This window comes from Exiguobacterium sp. s22, assembly GCF_018617455.1.
Taxonomy (GTDB): Bacteria; Bacillota; Bacilli; order Exiguobacteriales; family Exiguobacteriaceae; genus Exiguobacterium.
In genome coordinates, this window is the sequence record NZ_JACSKD010000001.1 from 613,259 (window position 1) to 628,980 (window position 15,722).

Consider the following 15,722-nt stretch of genomic DNA (forward strand, 5'->3'; position numbering starts at 1 on the left):
TCCCCCGTTCGCTTACAATGACTTCTCGGCTAACTCCATCAATTTCTCTTTTGAAAGTTCACCTTCATATTTTTCAATTACGTTGCCTTCACCATCGATGACGAATGTGACAGGCAAGTTATAAATGCCGTAGGCACCTTCGACCTCACTCTTCGTATCCATCAAAATCGGATAATCAAGTTTGACACCAAGGTCGTTGATGAAGTTGTCGACGCGAAGCGGCGTTTCACCGACATTCACCGCCCAAAAATCGACGCCCATGTCTTGAAGTGCCGCATAGTTTTCTTGTACGACCGGCATTTCTTTCTTACAAGGCTCACAGAATGTCCCCCAGAAGTTTAGGAGCATCCCTTTCCCTTCATAGTTGTCTCGTTCATATAGTGTCGAACCATCAAGTGTGACGAGCTTGAAGTTCGGTGCCTCATCTCCTGCCTCGATGCGCCCGTCGTTCCCTGCTTGGTCAAATAGTTGCATGAGGGTGATCGCTCCCGCAAAGAGCACTACCGTCATAATCATCAATCGCGAAAAGGATCTCTTTTTCTTTTTCGCGACCGCTTGTTCCATTCGATCGTCTTTCTGTTGATCTTTTGTCATCGTTTTCACACCATCCTTCAGTTGCTATTGTACTGAAAAAACATTAAAAACGCACATTAACAGACTTTTTTCATTTTTTTGTCACACAATCTCCACAATCAAAAAAATCATCCCATTTCAGGACGATTTTTTATTGTTATTTTTTCTTCTTTTTGCCTCGTGGTTTCGGTGGGACGGTCGGGTTCGCGAGTTCACGGAGTTTACTAATCTCTTTGTGTGAAAGTTCACGCCAATCGCCTGTATTGAGACCGTCGAGCGTCAAGAAACCGAACTGTTCACGCTTCAGTTTGATGACCTCGGAACCGATCGCCTCAACCATTCGACGGATTTGGCGATTATGCCCTTCCGAGATAACGATTTCGAGAATCGCTGTGTTCTTCTTCTGATCGACAGACTTCATTTTCACTTTCGCACTTCCCGTTTTAAAACCGTCATCAAGCTGAACGCCTGACTCTAGTTGTTTGATGGCCAAGTAAGAAGGAATATTCTTCACTTTTGCCACGTAGCGCTTTTGAATTTTATATTTCGGGTGTGTCATCATGTTCGAGAACTCGCCATCGTTCGTCAAGATGATGAGTCCCGTCGTGTTATAGTCAAGACGTCCGACCGGGAAGACACGTGCTCCTGGTGGAACGAGGTCCGTAATGACTTTACGTCCTTTATCGTCCTCTACCGTCGACACATAGCCGCTCGGTTTATAGAGCACGTAGTAGACATGCTCTTCTTGTTCGATTTTGACGCCATCGACCTCAATCTCTGACTTCGGTCCGACTTTCGTCCCGAGTTCACGGACGACTTTCCCATTGACGCGAACGCGACCATCTAAAATCATTTCTTCCGCTTTCCGGCGCGAGGCGATCCCCGCTTGTGCGATTACTTTTTGCAAACGTTCCATATGATTAATCCTTCTCCAATCTCTCTTCTTGCTTCGATGGTTCCTGACCGAAGAACAAATCGCCTTCGTCTGTCAGTTCATCTTCAAATGTTAATGGCGGCAGTTCCTCGAGCGAGTTGAACCCGAAATGGTCGAGGAAGTGCTCTGTCGTACGGTATAGTTTGGCACGACCAATCGTCTTCGCACGTCCAGCCGATTCGATCAATCCTTTCGATAACAACGTATGGATGACCCGTTCGACTTTGACTCCTCGAATCTCTTCAATATCCGCTCGTGTGACCGGCTGTTTGTATGCGATGATGACAAGCGTCTCCATCGCCGCGCGTGAAAGAGCCTGCTCAGCCATCGTCCCGACGTATTTTTGAATGTACGGAGAGACGTCCGGTACCGTCACAAGCTTATACACCCCTGCCGATTCCATGAGTTGAAACGGTCGCTTCGATGTTTTAAACGAAGCTTCTAATTTACTGAGCTGTTCTCGTGCCGCAGCCTCTGAAATGTCGAGCGTCTCGGCGAGCGCTCGTACTTCCATTCCTTCGTCTCCGACGACGAACAGCAATCCTTCGATAATCGTCTCATAGGACAGCAACCGCTTCATCCCCTTTCTTTGATGATTCGATGAACGAGATTTCAATATCTTGGTCAAGTTGTTTCGTTTCGACGACCCGTAACTTAATCAACTCCAAAAGTGCCATAAACGTCACGACAAGATCCGAGACGTTCGGACGTTCGACAAAAAAGGCAAAAAATGATGTCTGTCGAGTGGATGACACGTGTTCATGAAGTCGTGTCATTTGCTCTTCAAGCGTCCGTTCTTCCCGCTTGATTGTCTTTTTGCGTCGTTCTTTCCAACGTTTTCGCTCAATCATCTTCGAATAGGCGTGAAGTAAATCTGAAAAGTTGAGTGGTCCGTCGTACTTCGACACTTCTTCAGACATATACGTCGTCAAGTCTTCACCTGGCCGCGTATACAGTTCAAGACGATGCTCTTCCTGTTCGCGCATAAAAACGACGGCTTCTTTATAGGCTTTGTATTCAATCAATTGACGAATGAGACCCTCACGCGTCGGTTCATCACTAAAGTCTGGTACCTCTTCATCCTCGATTGGCACCGGAGGTAACAATTGCTTGCTCTTCAATTGGAGCAACGTCGCCGCCATGACCAGATACTCACTGGCCACATCGAGTTCAAATTTTTGCATCGTGCGAATATAGCCGACATACTGGTCAGTGACTTCTGCCACGGAAATGTCGACGATATCAATCTCCATTTTTCCAATCAAATGGAGCAACAGGTCGAGTGGACCTTCGAACGTATCAATTTTAACGTTATAGGCTTCCATAGAGACACCTGCCATTTTACATTTTTGCGCTTTAGTATAACATGTTTTATAACACCGTGGACACGAAAGGAGAAAAATGATTCATGACCCCTTTTATTCATTATACGTTGCTCTTTGAATGTCATGCCGATTATTTTGAATGTCACGAAGTATTAGAGGAGGCATGGCAAGAAGGTGGACGACAACATCACGGCTATGCGGCACTTATCCAATACGCTGTTATTCACTACCATCTACGACGAGACAATCTCATAGGTGCGAACAAGAGCTTACGACTGTTGCGTCGAAAGATTGACGTCGCTTCCCCCTATTTACATGAGCTCGGTCTGGATGTCGACACCTTCATCACACAGCTTGATGAATGGCCGTTACACACGAAGCTCCCATTACAACAGGATGTTCGTGAGACGGTCGAATCACTAAAACCGACGTTTCCATCGACGGATCTGTCGTTCGAGGAATTGATCCACAAGCATCTTCACCGTGACCGGAGTGAGGTCATCACGGAACGGGAGTTGGCACTTTTAAAAAGGCAACGTGCAAGAAGTTGACGTCAAGATTCAAGAAGTCTTCTTTTCATGATCAATGATGATTTTTTAACTTCTTAAACGCCATCACCCAACTCTCGAGATCGCTCCGATCATGTAAATATTCAGAAGGGGTTTCAAGTAAATCCATGCCAACTATCGTTTGTAAGCAGGACCAAACCACCTCGTCAGAAGCTGTCCAATCAAATCCATCTATATTTTCATACTGTTCCATCCACTGATATGCCCAGTCAAAGACTTCTTCTCTCGTTCGTTCTTGCCTGAGCACTTGCTCCAATCGATTGACCAGTTCATCGATTGTTAATCGATTCATGAATCCACCTCATTTAACGGGTTTGTGATTTACTCTATCGATATGTAAAACCCCCATAATCACAATCGTGATTACGGGGGTTTTTGTCATTAGACGACTAATTGATTCCATTTATCTAATAAATCGCCTGTCTTGCCTGTACCGGTTAACGTCAAATCAAGTGGAAGGACGTTTCTTACCTCATCAAGAAGCTCGTAAGAACGTTTCTCGCCACGGAATGAAGGCGACAAGGCGATATGGTCGATGACCATCGTCGTTCCTTGTTGCTCCATTCCAATGATGCCAACGAAGTCCTCGTCGACTTTCCACAAGTAGAGGAACTTCGACTCCTCCTCGTCATACGATCGGACGAGTTCAAGCAAGCTGAGCGGAGATTTGTCACTGCATGAGAATGCGAGTAGACCCATCGCCGTCTTTTCATAAGAACGTTTATATTTGACCAGCATCGCTGGGTTCACCACCTTTTGTCATTCAAGTTTCACAACGTGAACACGTGAGAGACATGGTTCATTGTGCCATAACCTTCAGGCAAAAATCAATTCTCGTCCCAAACCTTCACTTCTGCCATCTTCGTACCTTGACGAAGTTTGACGGCATGCTCAAGACCAGATGTCACTTTACCGAATACCGTGTGGACGCCATCCAAATGCGGTTGTGGCTCGTGCACGATGAAGAACTGTGAAGACCCTGTATTGCGACCTGCGTGGGCCATTGAAAGTGAGCCCGCTTCATGCTTGTGTGGGAAAGATGTCGATGTCTCACAAGGAATCGTGTAGCCTGCGCCACCCATTCCAGTTCCTTGTGGGCAACCACCTTGGCTCACGAAGCCAGGGATGACACGGTGGAACGTTAATCCGTTGTAAAACCCGCTGTTTGCAAGTTTTTCGAAGTTTTCGACTGTAATCGGTGCTTCACCGTGGAACAAATCAAATTCAATCATTTCGCCATTTTCAAGTTTCATAGAACCTTTTTTCATGTTTCAAGCAACCCCTTTATTTATGGTATGTATCCTGCTGTTTGACACTCACATTACCCATCTTATCAAAAAAACACGTCTGTCTCCACTTTTTTTGTGGAAACAGACGTTCTGTCTTATTGGATGACAGCGTGAACGAGTGGGCGAGCCTCTGGTTTCGTTGCACCAATCGTATATGCATGGTCTAAACGTTCAACGGCTGAAGACATGTCTTCGATGTTCGAACGGAGCACCGCGATCACATCGCCCGCTTCGACACGGTCCCCGACTTTCTTCTCAAGCGTGATGCCTGCCGCGAAATCAATCTTGTCTTCTTTCGTTGCGCGGCCCGCTCCGAGAAGCATCGCTGCGACACCTACTTCGTCTGCGATGATTGACTCGACATAACCTGCTTCTTTCGCGACGAATGTCGTCTCGTAAGAGGCTTGTGGTAATTTTGTCACATCATCGACGAGTGAGGCGTCGCCACCTTGGGCTTCAACGAATTTACGGAACACCTCGAGTGCATGTCCGTCAGCAATTCGTTTTTCAAGGTCTGCATATGCTTCGTCGAAAGTTGGATAGAACTCACCAAGGACAGCCATATGTCCAGCGATCGTGAGTGCGATCGTCTTCAAGTCTTCAACTTCTTTACCTGAAAGGACTTCAATCGCTTCTTTCACTTCGTTCGCGTTCCCGATTTCAAAGCCGAGCGGTTGGTCCATGTCCGTGATGACAGCGACCGTCTTACGTCCGACGTTCTTACCGATTGCGACCATTTCTTCCGCGAGTGCTTTCGCATCATCGAATGACTTCATGAACGCACCAGAACCCGTCTTGACGTCGAGAACGATACTGTCCGCACCCGCTGCGATCTTTTTCGACATGATCGAGCTAGCAATGAGTGGAATCGATTCGACCGTAGCCGTGACATCACGGAGCGCATAGAGGCGCTTATCGGCAGGCGTCAAGTTCCCAGTCTGCCCGATGATGGACATCTTGATATCGTTCACTTGTTTCGTGAATTGTTCTTCCGTCAATTCGACATTGAATCCAGGGAACGATTCAAGCTTATCGATTGTACCTCCCGTGTGGCCGAGACCACGACCACTCATTTTCGCAACCGGGATTCCGATCGACGCGACGAGTGGTGCAACAATCAAGCTAATCTTGTCACCGACACCGCCCGTTGAGTGTTTATCGACTTTTTTCCCTTCAATGTTCGAAAGGTCGATTGTATCGCCCGACTTCACCATTTCCATCGTCAAGGCAGCCGTCTCTTTTTCAGTCATCCCATTGAAATAGATGGCCATCGACAAGGCTGACATCTGATAGTCAGGGATTGATTCGTTCGTGAATCCTTCGACGACGAAGCGAATCTCCTCTTCGTTCAATTCTCCACCGTTACGTTTTTTCAAAATCAAATCGACCATACGCATAACTGTCGTCCTCCTAGAAATTAAGTTACTTACATGATTTTAATCGTGCCACGCACGAGTGAAAGGAAGTCTTGACGAACACGTTCTGTCGTCTCGATGACTTCTTCATGGTTGAGTGGTTGGTCCAAAATACCTGCCGCCATGTTCGATACACACGAAATCCCAAGGACACGCATATCTGAATGGCGTGCGACGATGACTTCAGGGACCGTCGACATACCGACGACGTCTCCACCGAGAAGACGTGCCATTTTGACTTCAGCTGGTGTTTCGTACGTAGGACCTGTGTTCCCGAAATAGACTCCTTTTTGTACAGAAAGTCCAAGGTCTGACGCGACGCGTTCTGTCAATTTCACGAGCTCTTTATCGTACGCTTCTGACATATCAGGGAAGCGCGTCCCGAATTCACTCGCATTTTTCCCGATGAGCGGACTCGTTCCGAAGAAATTGATATGATCCGTGATGATCATCAAGTCCCCTGGGTTGAATGACTCGTTACATGCGCCTGCTGCGTTCGTCACGATGAGCGTCTCGACACCAATCAATTTGAGGACACGAACCGGGAACGTTACTTGTTCCATCGAGTATCCTTCATAGAAGTGGAACCGTCCTTGCATGGCGACGACACGTTTACCTTCAAGTTCTCCGAACACGAGTTGACCCGCATGTCCTTCGACGGTTGACACTGGGAAGTGTGGGATTTCCTCATAAGGAATGGCTACCGGGTTCTCAATTTCATCCGCAAGGACTCCAAGACCTGAGCCGAGAATGAGTCCGATTTCTGGTGTATCACCCATACGCTCCTGCAAAAACGCTTTTGTTTCGTTCCAATTTACCATGAATATTGCCTCCTCAAATTTCGTTTAAGAAACTCTTTCCGTGTGATGGTGCCGCGACGTCAAAGTTATCAGCAACGGTCGCACCGATATCTGCGAACGTCCCGCGAATGCCCAAATCAACCGCCTTCGCTCCGTTATGATGAACGATGAGCGGAACGTATTCACGTGTGTGGTCTGTACCGGCATGAACAGGGTCATTTCCGTGGTCAGCTGTGATGATGAGTAAGTCGTCTTCACGGAGACGCTCCATCACTTCCGGTAGGCGCGCATCGTACTCTTCAAGTGCGACCGCATAGCCTTCTGGGTCACGGCGATGACCGAACAAGGCATCGAAATCAACCAAGTTCAAGAAGCAGAGTCCTTCGAAGTCTTCCTCGAGCGACTCGACCAATTTGTCCATGCCGTCCATGTTCGATTTCGTACGGACGGCTTTCGTCACACCTTCACCATCGTAAATATCGCTGATCTTCCCTAATGCGATGACGTCTTTCCCAGCTTCCTCGAGCGTGTTCATGACCGTCTTACCGAATGGTTTCAATGCGTAGTCGTGACGATTTGCTGTACGGACCCATGCTCCTGGTGTCCCAATGAACGGGCGAGCGATGATGCGTCCGAGCATATACGGATCTTCACGTGTGATTTCACGAGCATATTCGCAAATCCGGTATAACTCATCAATCGGCACAATGTCTTCATGTGCTGCAATTTGGAGGACCGAGTCGGCAGATGTATACACGATAAGGGCGCCCGTCTCGACATGTTCTGCACCGAGTTCGTCCAAGATTTCAGTTCCTGATGCCGGTTTGTTTCCGATGATCTTACGGCCACTAAACTCTTCGAGGCGGTGAATCAATTCATCAGGAAACTTTTCAAATACACGGAACGGCGTCTCGATATGAAGACCCATGATTTCCCAATGTCCCGTCATCGTATCCTTCCCAGCTGAGATTTCTTCCATGCGACCATACGCACTTGGGGCATCCGATGCATCGATGCCTTGAATCGGCTTGATGTTCGAAAGTCCGAGTTTACCCATGTTCGGCATGTTCAATCCGTTATGTTCACGTGCGATATGCCCGAGCGTGTCCGCCCCTTTGTCACCGAACTGTTCGGCATCTGGTGCTTCACCGATACCGACCGAGTCCATGACCACTAAGAAAATACGTTTAAATTTTTTCACAAAAAAATCCTCCTTTTCGATAGTTAGGCACGAGGGTGATGCTTGCGATACACATCCTGTAATCGCGACTTGTTGACATGCGTATACACTTGTGTCGTCGCCAAATCCGCGTGACCGAGCATCTGTTGAATGGCGCGTAAATCTGCCCCATTTTCAAGCAGGTGTGTCGCAAACGAATGACGGAGTACATGCGGAGTAATCTCCTTATCGATACCCGCAAGTTTGGCACGTCGTTTGATCATCTTCCAAAATCCTTGACGACTTAGCCGTCCCCCTCTTCCGTTTAAAAAGAGCGCCTCTGTTTCTCTGCCGCCGAGCCCGTTACGAGCTTGCTGGATATAGCGCTCGACAAAGCCTTGAGCGACGGAGGAAACCGGGATGATTCGGGCGCGCTCACCTTTCCCTTCACATTGTAGATACCCCAATTCAAACTGCAAATCATCCAAATCCAGACCTAAAAGTTCACTGACTCGCATTCCCGTCCCATATAGCAGTTCAAGCATGGCACGGTCTCGAAGTGAGAGTGGGTCGGACGTCGGCACGCTGTCCAAGAGCCGCTCGACTTCCGCTTGTGACCATGTATCGGGAAGTTGTTTCTCTGCTTTTGGTGTCTCTAAATATAGAGACGGATCGGTCGTCGTTACCCCGGTCAGTTTGAGATGATGATGGAACATTCGGATTGAACTGACAGCCCGTCTCAACGACGATGAGGCTCGTCCTGCTTGTGACAGTTCTTCGATATGTTTGACGATGTGTGATCGTGTCACCTCGTTCCAATCTTCCACCTCAAGTTGGGTCAAGGTCGATGCGTATTGCGTCAAATCGCTCGCATACGCTTGTCTCGTATTTGCGGACATCCGCTTTTCAACCGTCATGTATTGAAGAAATGACTCAATATGCGAACGCATCATACCCTCCTCCTTCCTTGTTTCACCTGAATACGCTTACAGCATATCACTTATGTAAACTGTTGTGAAGATGTCTGACCTCATTTTTTGTTCAATTTTTTGTGAACATAAGCGTGAGGAATCTACAGCTCTATTTTCTTATTTTTCTGGCATATCCAACACAGAAGCGATATACTACGCATGACTTATTAAAATATTTTAAAAAGTAGATGGGAGTTTAATTGTGATGAAAGATCCACAACATGCATTACTAGTCGACATCCGAAAGCAAATCGTCCTCCACGACGTATCGACGGTCTCTGAGTTAAGTAAGATCACACACGTTTCATTCCCCACCGTAAAAAAAATGATCGATGACATGATTGAATATGGTGAGGTCATCGAACATGGGCAACACGCTCCTAAAGGTGGACGTCCTGCAAAAAGTTATCGTTACAACCCAACCTTCCGACATTGCCTGACCCTATATATCGAAGCGAACGAGATTCACTATCGCTTGATTGACTGTCAAAATCAGATTGCGGAGGAAGGCGTGTCTTTCGTCACGGGAACTCATTTAGAGACGTTAGGCACCCTCGTTGATGCATTCGGTCAACACACCATAAAGCTTGGCGCCCTCTCTGTCGGTGTCGCCGCTGCAGTAGATAGGGGTCGGATTGTTTTCGCCCCAGAATATCCGTCTCTGGCTCATTTAGATTTGAAGAATTGGTTGATGGACCGGACCGGCCTTCCGGTCGTCATTGAAAATGATATGAACGCTGCCGTCTACGGATTCTCTAAACGGGATGAGACCTCAACACATCAGTCTATCGTCTATCTCGGGCTTGGGAAGAACGGTCCCGGTGCCGGCATCTTAGTCGATGAACATGTCGTCAGGGGACAGTCCGGATTCAGCGGCGAGGTTTCATTTCTTCCGCTTTATGATCATGCATCTTTTTATGACCGGATTAAAAACAAGCCTTATGGACCGAACGTCCTGAAAGAAGAAGAGATTGATGCAATGGGACGTCTAGTCGCTACGTTCGCTGCGACACTCAACCCACATGCATTCATTTTTTCAGATGTCGATCTCGTTCTAGAAGATTTGCCTCCCATTAATCGTGCATGTGAACGATATCTCCCTTCTCGTCACATTCCTGTTCTTCACATAGGGGAATGGGAAGAAGATTATTTTTCTGGACTAGCACGACTTGGTATTGAATTGATGCTCGAAACGATTCAACGAGGTGGCGTATGACGATTTTATTATTGGCCGTGATTTATATCGCGTTTATCAGCCTTGGTCTTCCCGATGCATTGCTCGGTGTCGGGTGGCCACTTATGCATCAAGAATTCTCAGCACCTGTATCGATGCTCGGATGGATTTTCATGACGATAGCCGGGGGAACGATTCTTTCAAGCCTATTAAGCGGGAAGCTGATGGAACGTTTCGACACGAAACAAGTTACATTCGGTTCAACATTACTGACCGCGTTCTGTCTGTTTGGATTTTACATCGCGCCTTCAATCGGTTGGTTATTTGTGTTTGCCATCCCGCTCGGACTTGGAGCGGGTGCCGTTGATGCCGCACTGAATCATTACGTGGCGGAACATTATGAGGCGCACCACATGAACTGGTTACATTGTTTTTGGGGGATTGGTGCGACCGGAGGGCCACTCGTTATGGCGAGTGTATTGACGGAGAATGGATGGCGGGACGGCTATTTGATCATCGCTGCCGTTCAGTTCAGTTTAGCTCTCATATTGTGGTTATCCTTCCCACTTTGGAAACAGAAAGAGGCGTTCATTTCACAACTTCAAGAAACAGCCGTAACAACATTCAATCGTAAGCTACCGACAGGAGTGTCCTATGCGTTGGTCACATTTTTACTTTACTGCGGGGTCGAAGCGTTGATTGGGTTATGGACGAGTAGTTATCTCGTTCAACTGAAACAGTTTTCGATTGCGACAGCCGCGGCATGGGTGTCCATCTACTATGGTAGCATCACAATCGGACGATTCCTGAGCGGATTCCTCTCCTTCCGTTTCACGAACAGACAGATGATTCGGATGGGACAAATGCTCGCTCTCTTCGGTAGCATCCTTTTCTTCATCCCGACGTCCGCGACGATGCTAATCGGATTAGTGTTGATCGGTTTTGGATTGGCACCGATATATCCGAGCATGCTTCACGATACGCCGAGTCGGTTCGGCTCGGCACAATCGAAACGATTGATGGGTTTTCAAATGGCATTTGCCTACTCAGGGAGTACGTTTCTCCCCCCACTATTCGGATTGATTGTATCTATGACCTCACTCCGCTTTTTACCGGTCGTGATCATCTTGATTATGACCGGGATGCTCTTCAATACTGAACGATTGAATCAAATCCTTAGACGCACACCACAGGAGGAGAAGATATGAGAATCGAACATGTCGCGATTTGGGTGAACGACATCGAAAACATGCGCCGATTTTATGAAGTCTATTTTGGCGCAAAGTCCAATGATAAATATGAAAACAAGAAGAAACAGTTTGAATCATATTTTTTGACGTTTCCAGATTCACGTTGCCGACTCGAGATAATGCAACGGCCAAATCTCGTAACGCATCCGAAAGAAACGATTGGCTATGCACACATCGCTTTCTCGCTCGGGAGTACGCAAGCGGTAGATGCATTGACGGAACGTTTTCAACTTGATGGATACACACATGTCGACGGTCCACGGATGACCGGTGACGGCTATTACGAAAGTGTCATCCTTGATCCAGAGGGTAACACTGTCGAATTGACCATTTAATCAGAAGGAGACAACACACATGATCCAGGCAATTTTACTTGATTTAGACGGCACACTCTTAAATGACGATAAAATGATCACGGAACAAACGAAGCGTACGCTACTAGCATTGCAAGCACAAGGTGTGAAAGTGGTGCTTGCGTCAGGACGTCCGAAACGAGGCATGATTCGCTATGCTGAAGAGTTAAAACTGAACGAGTTCGATGGACTGATTGTCTCCTCAAATGGGGCGTGTGTCACGGACGCTTCAACAGGCGACACGTTATTTGAACAAGCGATGCAAATCGATGATGTCCGCTCGATTTTAGAGCATTTAGAGAATTACGAGGTCATCCCAATGATTAACGATGATACGTATATGTATGTTCGAGACGTATTCGAAGGACAACTTGACGTAAATGGAAAATTGATCAACATCATCGAATATGAATCAAGAGGCGGTCAGTTCCAATTGCGAGAAGAACCGAGCCTAATCGACATCATCGACTTTCCAGTCCACAAGATTCTCGTTGCTGGTGAACCGTCATACTTACGAGAAAATGACCCAGCCCTAGCTGCCCCATTCAAAGGGCGGGTCACGAGCATGTTCACAGCGGCGATGTATTATGAATTCACCGATTTAGGCATCGATAAAGCGAAAGCGTTACGTCATGTCTTCAAGGAATTAGGGATTGACCGTGACCAGGTCATCGCTTTCGGAGATGGTCACAACGACCGTTCAATCATTGAATATGCGGGAATCGGGATTGCCATGGGAAATGCCGTCGATGCAGTGATCGACATAGCGACTGAAGTCACAACATCAAACAATGATGACGGGATTTCGAAGATTCTTGAACGTTATGTGACACATTGAAAAAGGACAGATGACCTGAATAGGTCGTCTGTCCTTTATAGATTAACCGTTGATGACTGCTTTATGACCTTCGAGCGTGACGCCTTTTGCTTGGCATACTTTGCAGATACCATGAAACGTCAAGCGATGGTCCTTAATCAAAAATTCGTACTTGCTTTCGACTTTTTTCTCCACATCAACGAGCAAATCTTCCATAATCTCCTCGACCGAGCCGCATTCGACACAGACGAGGTGGTGGTGCGAATGATTCGCGCCTTCTGGTCGCAGGTCGAAGCGTGCGACCCCGTCACCGAAGTTGACTTTATCGACAACACCGAGTTCTGTCAACAACTCTAATGTACGATAGACCGTAGCGAGTCCAATTTCAGGTGCGATGCTCTTGACGAGCATGAATACATTCTCTGCACTCAAATGGTCCGTCTCATTCTCAAGTAAGATGCGTACTGTTGATTCACGTTGTGGTGTTAATTTATATCCTTTGGCGCTCAATTGCTGTTTAATTCGTTCAATTCGCGTTTCCATAAGGCGCCCCCTCTTTACATAGTTCACTACTCAAAGCATACCGAAGTTTTACGCAATTTTCAATTTAAAATCATTACTATGTAAGTTTACCATATAAGTTTCTAGATTAGAATTATTTCAATCTAGACAATTGCCACCATTGAATCGCCATAATCGTCTTCGCATCGGTGATGACACCTCTGTTCAGCAAATCGACCGCCTCATCAAAAGAATACCGTTTCACGTTTAAGAATTCATCTTCATCGAGGTTCATCTCGCCGGCAGACAATCCTCTCGCGACAAACACATCGACTCGCTCACTGCAAAAACCTGGGGCTCCGTAGAATGAAAAGATTTTTTCAAGTGACTCCGCCGTATATCCCGTCTCTTCTTCAAGCTCGCGCTCGGCACTCGATACCGGTTCTTCCCCTTTTTCAAGTTTGCCTGCTGGGATTTCAAGCGACATCGATTCAAACGCTTTTCGGTACTGCTCCACCATGACAATCTTGTCCGATTCATCAATGACGAGTATAGCGACCGCTCCGTTATGGTAGACAAGTTCACGTACCGATGTGTTTCCATTCGGAAGGGAAACGACATGCTTTTCCACATCGAAGATTTTTCCTTGATAGATAACTTCCCGCTCAATCGTTTTTTCTTCCATATGATTACTCCTCACTTTTCGATATACTCTGATTATGAGTCAAACCAACATTTCGAACAAGGAGGAATCCATATGAGTGAACTCGGACTCGGAACGATGACGATTTTGAAACATGGGGAGACTGAGGCGAAGAAGATCCTCGAGATGGCCATTCAATCAGGGATTCGTCATATTGATACAGCAGATGTCTATGCACGACAAGCTGTCGAGCGCGTAATCGGGGAAACGTTAGGTCAGGAACGAAAACAACTCTTTTTAGCGAGTAAAGGTGGAAACGAACTGACTGAAGACGGGATGCGTTGGAATCCTAATACGTCGTACTTAGAGGAAGCGTTACACGGATCGCTCGAACGATTACAAACCGATTATCTAGATTTATATTATATTCACGGTGGTACGCTCGAGGACGATCTCGACGCAACGATTGAATGGGCGCAAAAACAAAAGCGTGACGGTCTCATCCGACAAATCGGACTCTCGTCCATTCGACCGAACGTCATCAAACATTGGGTCGCTTCCGGAGCTCTCGATGTGCTCATGACGCCGTATTCCCTTCTTGACCGACGACCAGAGACGCTTGATTTGTCGATTCCGATCGTTGGACGCGGTGTTCTTGCCAAAGGATTACTGACGGATGAATGGGAGACACGACTCGGGGATAAAGGATTTGAGTCGTGGCGAAAAGAGGAACTTGCCAGTGAATTGGCGATGATGCCTAATCCGATTCAGGCGTATGCACTCGAAGCCGCTAAGCGGTTCTGTGACGTCGTCTTACCGGGTGCCTCTTCAGTGAAGCAATTGAACGAGACGATTCGCGCATACGAGACTGAAATCGATGAAGAAGCGCTTGATCGACTACTCGCCCGTCTGCCAATCCATTCTTATACAAAACACGTGACCTGAACTGTTTCAGGTCACGTGTTTTTCATTACGTTCTTTAATCTGTTCGATTGCCCAGTCTGCCCATCCGGCATAGTTTTCCATCATCCGAATCGCATATTCACTCGTCAATAAATAACCGAGCGTATCTTCATCTGATTGATGTTCTTCCTGGAACATCCGAATTTGTTGCGCGACTTGTTCGTGATGGGCTTTTGTCTCTTCGATATATCGGACCGCTTCTTCGACTGGAAGCAATTGAAGCAAACTGACTCGCAAAAGGTTCTCATCTTTCATTTTTGGTTGAAACGATGTCGGTTGACGTAGCCAGTTGATCAACTCCTCACGTCCTTCGTCCGTGATCGAGTAGATTTTCTTATCTGGCAACTCCTGCTGAGAAATATGCTCCGCCGAGACGAGGTCATCTTCTTCCATCTTCAACAGTTCCCGATAAATCTGTGTATGATGTGCGTTCCAAAAATGAATCATCTGCGCCTTGAACGTCGCGTTCAGGGCATACCCGGTCGCAGGCTGATGGGTCAATAACCCGAGCAATGCGTGACGTAACGCCATATCCATCACCTTTTCCTTCTCATGCTATTTTTATAAGTGTATCACATTCTTCTGTGGATTTATGAATGCCAATCTGTTGACGACTCGTGTAAAACCCGACAAAATAGATAGAAGAAAGGAGAGTTGTCTATGCAACCGATTCATTCATCACAACAATTTGACGAAGCCACAAAAGATCATGGAATAGTGGTCTTCACTACATCATGGTGCCCAGACTGCAAACGTCTCGACATGTATGTCGACGAGCTCGTCAAGGACTATCCACAATTTAACTGGCATGTCGTCGACCGCGACGAACTCCCAGAATTATCGGATGCTCAAGAAGTTCGCGGCATCCCTTCACTTCTTTACTATAAAGACGGGGTAAAACAAGAACACCTCCACTCGGCAAACGCCAAGACGGAGATGCAAATTCGTTCATTCCTCGATACGATTCAAGCATAACCTGATTCCTG

General features: G+C 47.0%; 21 protein-coding genes. 7 read left to right on the forward strand and 14 right to left on the reverse strand.

From position 1 onward, the window contains the following. Nucleotides 1-12: 12 nt before the first annotated feature. From KNO94_RS03165 to KNO94_RS03180, 4 genes are all read right to left on the reverse strand, one after another. Nucleotides 13-594, reverse strand: coding sequence for a redoxin domain-containing protein (locus tag KNO94_RS03165; RefSeq protein WP_214740949.1), 582 nt, complete (start codon nucleotides 592-594; stop codon nucleotides 13-15). Between the two features lie 136 nt (nucleotides 595-730). After that, a complete protein-coding gene (locus KNO94_RS03170) occupies nucleotides 731-1,489 on the reverse strand; it encodes a pseudouridine synthase (protein ID WP_214740951.1) in 759 nt (252 codons plus the stop codon). Nucleotides 1,490-1,493: 4 nt separating this feature from the next. Then, nucleotides 1,494-2,087 carry an SMC-Scp complex subunit ScpB gene (gene scpB / locus KNO94_RS03175; protein WP_214740953.1) on the reverse strand — a complete coding sequence of 198 codons (594 nt, stop codon included), beginning with the start codon at nucleotides 2,085-2,087 and terminating at the stop codon, nucleotides 1,494-1,496. Next, nucleotides 2,065-2,832 carry a segregation/condensation protein A gene (locus tag KNO94_RS03180; protein WP_214777432.1) on the reverse strand — a complete coding sequence of 256 codons (768 nt, stop codon included), beginning with the start codon at nucleotides 2,830-2,832 and terminating at the stop codon, nucleotides 2,065-2,067. The genes scpB and KNO94_RS03180 overlap by 23 nt, the downstream gene beginning before the upstream one ends. 83 nt (nucleotides 2,833-2,915) lie before the next feature. Here KNO94_RS03180 and KNO94_RS03185 point away from each other — a divergent pair, with 83 nt between their 5' ends. Continuing rightward, nucleotides 2,916-3,383, forward strand: a complete 468-nt coding sequence (locus KNO94_RS03185) for a DUF309 domain-containing protein (protein ID WP_214777433.1) — start codon at nucleotides 2,916-2,918, stop codon at nucleotides 3,381-3,383. A gap of 31 nt (nucleotides 3,384-3,414) precedes the next feature. On the opposite strand, the gene KNO94_RS03190 is transcribed toward KNO94_RS03185, so the two are convergent. The 7 genes from KNO94_RS03190 to xerD all read right to left on the reverse strand — a co-directional run bounded on the left by KNO94_RS03190 (nucleotide 3,415) and on the right by xerD (nucleotide 9,014). Continuing rightward, nucleotides 3,415-3,693: a hypothetical protein gene (locus tag KNO94_RS03190; RefSeq protein WP_214777434.1), complete on the reverse strand. Its 279-nt coding sequence runs from the start codon at nucleotides 3,691-3,693 to the stop codon at nucleotides 3,415-3,417. A gap of 89 nt (nucleotides 3,694-3,782) precedes the next feature. Then, nucleotides 3,783-4,139: a GNAT family N-acetyltransferase gene (locus tag KNO94_RS03195; RefSeq protein ID WP_214740961.1), complete on the reverse strand. Its 357-nt coding sequence runs from the start codon at nucleotides 4,137-4,139 to the stop codon at nucleotides 3,783-3,785. 89 nt (nucleotides 4,140-4,228) lie between these two features. Next, nucleotides 4,229-4,669, reverse strand: a complete 441-nt coding sequence (locus KNO94_RS03200) for a peptidylprolyl isomerase (protein WP_012726499.1) — start codon at nucleotides 4,667-4,669, stop codon at nucleotides 4,229-4,231. A 116-nt stretch (nucleotides 4,670-4,785) separates the two neighbouring features. Next, entirely contained in the window at nucleotides 4,786-6,087 is a 1,302-nt protein-coding gene (locus tag KNO94_RS03205; RefSeq protein ID WP_214740963.1) for a pyrimidine-nucleoside phosphorylase, read from the reverse strand. A gap of 29 nt (nucleotides 6,088-6,116) precedes the next feature. After that, nucleotides 6,117-6,926, reverse strand: a complete 810-nt coding sequence (locus KNO94_RS03210; RefSeq protein ID WP_214777435.1) for a purine-nucleoside phosphorylase — start codon at nucleotides 6,924-6,926, stop codon at nucleotides 6,117-6,119. Nucleotides 6,927-6,939: 13 nt separating this feature from the next. After that, nucleotides 6,940-8,106, reverse strand: coding sequence for a phosphopentomutase (gene deoB, locus KNO94_RS03215; protein ID WP_214777436.1), 1,167 nt, complete (start codon nucleotides 8,104-8,106; stop codon nucleotides 6,940-6,942). Between the two features lie 23 nt (nucleotides 8,107-8,129). Next, on the reverse strand, nucleotides 8,130-9,014 hold the full coding sequence (xerD, locus tag KNO94_RS03220) for a site-specific tyrosine recombinase XerD (protein ID WP_214740969.1): 885 nt from the start codon (nucleotides 9,012-9,014) through the stop codon (nucleotides 8,130-8,132). A 226-nt stretch (nucleotides 9,015-9,240) separates the two neighbouring features. On the opposite strand from xerD, the gene KNO94_RS03225 reads away from it, so the two are divergent. From KNO94_RS03225 to KNO94_RS03240, 4 genes are read left to right on the forward strand one after another with little or no spacing between them, the layout of a single operon-like run. Further along, nucleotides 9,241-10,251 (forward strand): ROK family protein, encoded by a 1,011-nt coding sequence (locus KNO94_RS03225; RefSeq protein WP_214777438.1) that lies wholly within the window; start codon nucleotides 9,241-9,243, stop codon nucleotides 10,249-10,251. Beyond that, nucleotides 10,248-11,417: an MFS transporter gene (locus KNO94_RS03230; RefSeq protein WP_214777440.1), complete on the forward strand. Its 1,170-nt coding sequence runs from the start codon at nucleotides 10,248-10,250 to the stop codon at nucleotides 11,415-11,417. The genes KNO94_RS03225 and KNO94_RS03230 overlap by 4 nt, the downstream gene beginning before the upstream one ends. Then, nucleotides 11,414-11,794 carry a VOC family protein gene (locus tag KNO94_RS03235; protein ID WP_214777442.1) on the forward strand — a complete coding sequence of 127 codons (381 nt, stop codon included), beginning with the start codon at nucleotides 11,414-11,416 and terminating at the stop codon, nucleotides 11,792-11,794. The genes KNO94_RS03230 and KNO94_RS03235 overlap by 4 nt, the downstream gene beginning before the upstream one ends. A gap of 19 nt (nucleotides 11,795-11,813) precedes the next feature. Next, nucleotides 11,814-12,650 carry a Cof-type HAD-IIB family hydrolase gene (locus tag KNO94_RS03240; RefSeq protein WP_214777444.1) on the forward strand — a complete coding sequence of 279 codons (837 nt, stop codon included), beginning with the start codon at nucleotides 11,814-11,816 and terminating at the stop codon, nucleotides 12,648-12,650. Between the two features lie 42 nt (nucleotides 12,651-12,692). On the opposite strand, the gene fur is transcribed toward KNO94_RS03240, so the two are convergent. Continuing rightward, a complete protein-coding gene (gene fur, locus KNO94_RS03245) occupies nucleotides 12,693-13,172 on the reverse strand; it encodes a ferric iron uptake transcriptional regulator (RefSeq protein WP_016509373.1) in 480 nt (159 codons plus the stop codon). A 112-nt stretch (nucleotides 13,173-13,284) separates the two neighbouring features. Beyond that, on the reverse strand, nucleotides 13,285-13,815 hold the full coding sequence (locus tag KNO94_RS03250; RefSeq protein WP_214777446.1) for an NUDIX domain-containing protein: 531 nt from the start codon (nucleotides 13,813-13,815) through the stop codon (nucleotides 13,285-13,287). 72 nt (nucleotides 13,816-13,887) lie between these two features. On the opposite strand from KNO94_RS03250, the gene KNO94_RS03255 reads away from it, so the two are divergent. Next, entirely contained in the window at nucleotides 13,888-14,718 is an 831-nt protein-coding gene (locus tag KNO94_RS03255) for an aldo/keto reductase (RefSeq protein ID WP_214777448.1), read from the forward strand. Between the two features lie 6 nt (nucleotides 14,719-14,724). On the opposite strand, the gene KNO94_RS03260 is transcribed toward KNO94_RS03255, so the two are convergent. Further along, complete coding sequence (locus tag KNO94_RS03260; RefSeq protein WP_251125773.1) at nucleotides 14,725-15,273, reverse strand: PadR family transcriptional regulator; 549 nt, start codon at nucleotides 15,271-15,273, stop codon at nucleotides 14,725-14,727. Between the two features lie 123 nt (nucleotides 15,274-15,396). Here KNO94_RS03260 and KNO94_RS03265 point away from each other — a divergent pair, with 123 nt between their 5' ends. Continuing rightward, on the forward strand, nucleotides 15,397-15,711 hold the full coding sequence (locus KNO94_RS03265; RefSeq protein WP_214777450.1) for a thioredoxin family protein: 315 nt from the start codon (nucleotides 15,397-15,399) through the stop codon (nucleotides 15,709-15,711). The last annotated feature ends 11 nt before the right edge of the window (nucleotides 15,712-15,722 follow it).

Bases quoted from the DNA above. Each gene is read 5' to 3' on its own strand.
- KNO94_RS03165 (WP_214740949.1), bottom strand. From the start codon at position 594: ATGACAAAAGATCAACAGAAAGACGATCGAATGGAACAAGCGGTCGCG.
- KNO94_RS03170 (WP_214740951.1), bottom strand. From the start codon at position 1,489: ATGGAACGTTTGCAAAAAGTAATCGCACAAGCGGGGATCGCCTCGCGC.
- scpB (WP_214740953.1), bottom strand. From the start codon at position 2,087: ATGAAGCGGTTGCTGTCCTATGAGACGATTATCGAAGGATTGCTGTTC.
- KNO94_RS03180 (WP_214777432.1), bottom strand. From the start codon at position 2,832: ATGGAAGCCTATAACGTTAAAATTGATACGTTCGAAGGTCCACTCGAC.
- KNO94_RS03185 (WP_214777433.1), top strand. From the start codon at position 2,916: ATGACCCCTTTTATTCATTATACGTTGCTCTTTGAATGTCATGCCGAT.
- KNO94_RS03190 (WP_214777434.1), bottom strand. From the start codon at position 3,693: ATGAATCGATTAACAATCGATGAACTGGTCAATCGATTGGAGCAAGTG.
- KNO94_RS03195 (WP_214740961.1), bottom strand. From the start codon at position 4,139: ATGCTGGTCAAATATAAACGTTCTTATGAAAAGACGGCGATGGGTCTA.
- KNO94_RS03200 (WP_012726499.1), bottom strand. From the start codon at position 4,669: ATGAAAAAAGGTTCTATGAAACTTGAAAATGGCGAAATGATTGAATTT.
- KNO94_RS03205 (WP_214740963.1), bottom strand. From the start codon at position 6,087: ATGCGTATGGTCGATTTGATTTTGAAAAAACGTAACGGTGGAGAATTG.
- KNO94_RS03210 (WP_214777435.1), bottom strand. From the start codon at position 6,926: ATGGTAAATTGGAACGAAACAAAAGCGTTTTTGCAGGAGCGTATGGGT.
- xerD (WP_214740969.1), bottom strand. From the start codon at position 9,014: ATGCGTTCGCATATTGAGTCATTTCTTCAATACATGACGGTTGAAAAG.
- KNO94_RS03225 (WP_214777438.1), top strand. From the start codon at position 9,241: ATGAAAGATCCACAACATGCATTACTAGTCGACATCCGAAAGCAAATC.
- KNO94_RS03230 (WP_214777440.1), top strand. From the start codon at position 10,248: ATGACGATTTTATTATTGGCCGTGATTTATATCGCGTTTATCAGCCTT.
- KNO94_RS03235 (WP_214777442.1), top strand. From the start codon at position 11,414: ATGAGAATCGAACATGTCGCGATTTGGGTGAACGACATCGAAAACATG.
- KNO94_RS03240 (WP_214777444.1), top strand. From the start codon at position 11,814: ATGATCCAGGCAATTTTACTTGATTTAGACGGCACACTCTTAAATGAC.
- fur (WP_016509373.1), bottom strand. From the start codon at position 13,172: ATGGAAACGCGAATTGAACGAATTAAACAGCAATTGAGCGCCAAAGGA.
- KNO94_RS03250 (WP_214777446.1), bottom strand. From the start codon at position 13,815: ATGGAAGAAAAAACGATTGAGCGGGAAGTTATCTATCAAGGAAAAATC.
- KNO94_RS03255 (WP_214777448.1), top strand. From the start codon at position 13,888: ATGAGTGAACTCGGACTCGGAACGATGACGATTTTGAAACATGGGGAG.
- KNO94_RS03260 (WP_251125773.1), bottom strand. From the start codon at position 15,273: ATGGATATGGCGTTACGTCACGCATTGCTCGGGTTATTGACCCATCAG.
- KNO94_RS03265 (WP_214777450.1), top strand. From the start codon at position 15,397: ATGCAACCGATTCATTCATCACAACAATTTGACGAAGCCACAAAAGAT.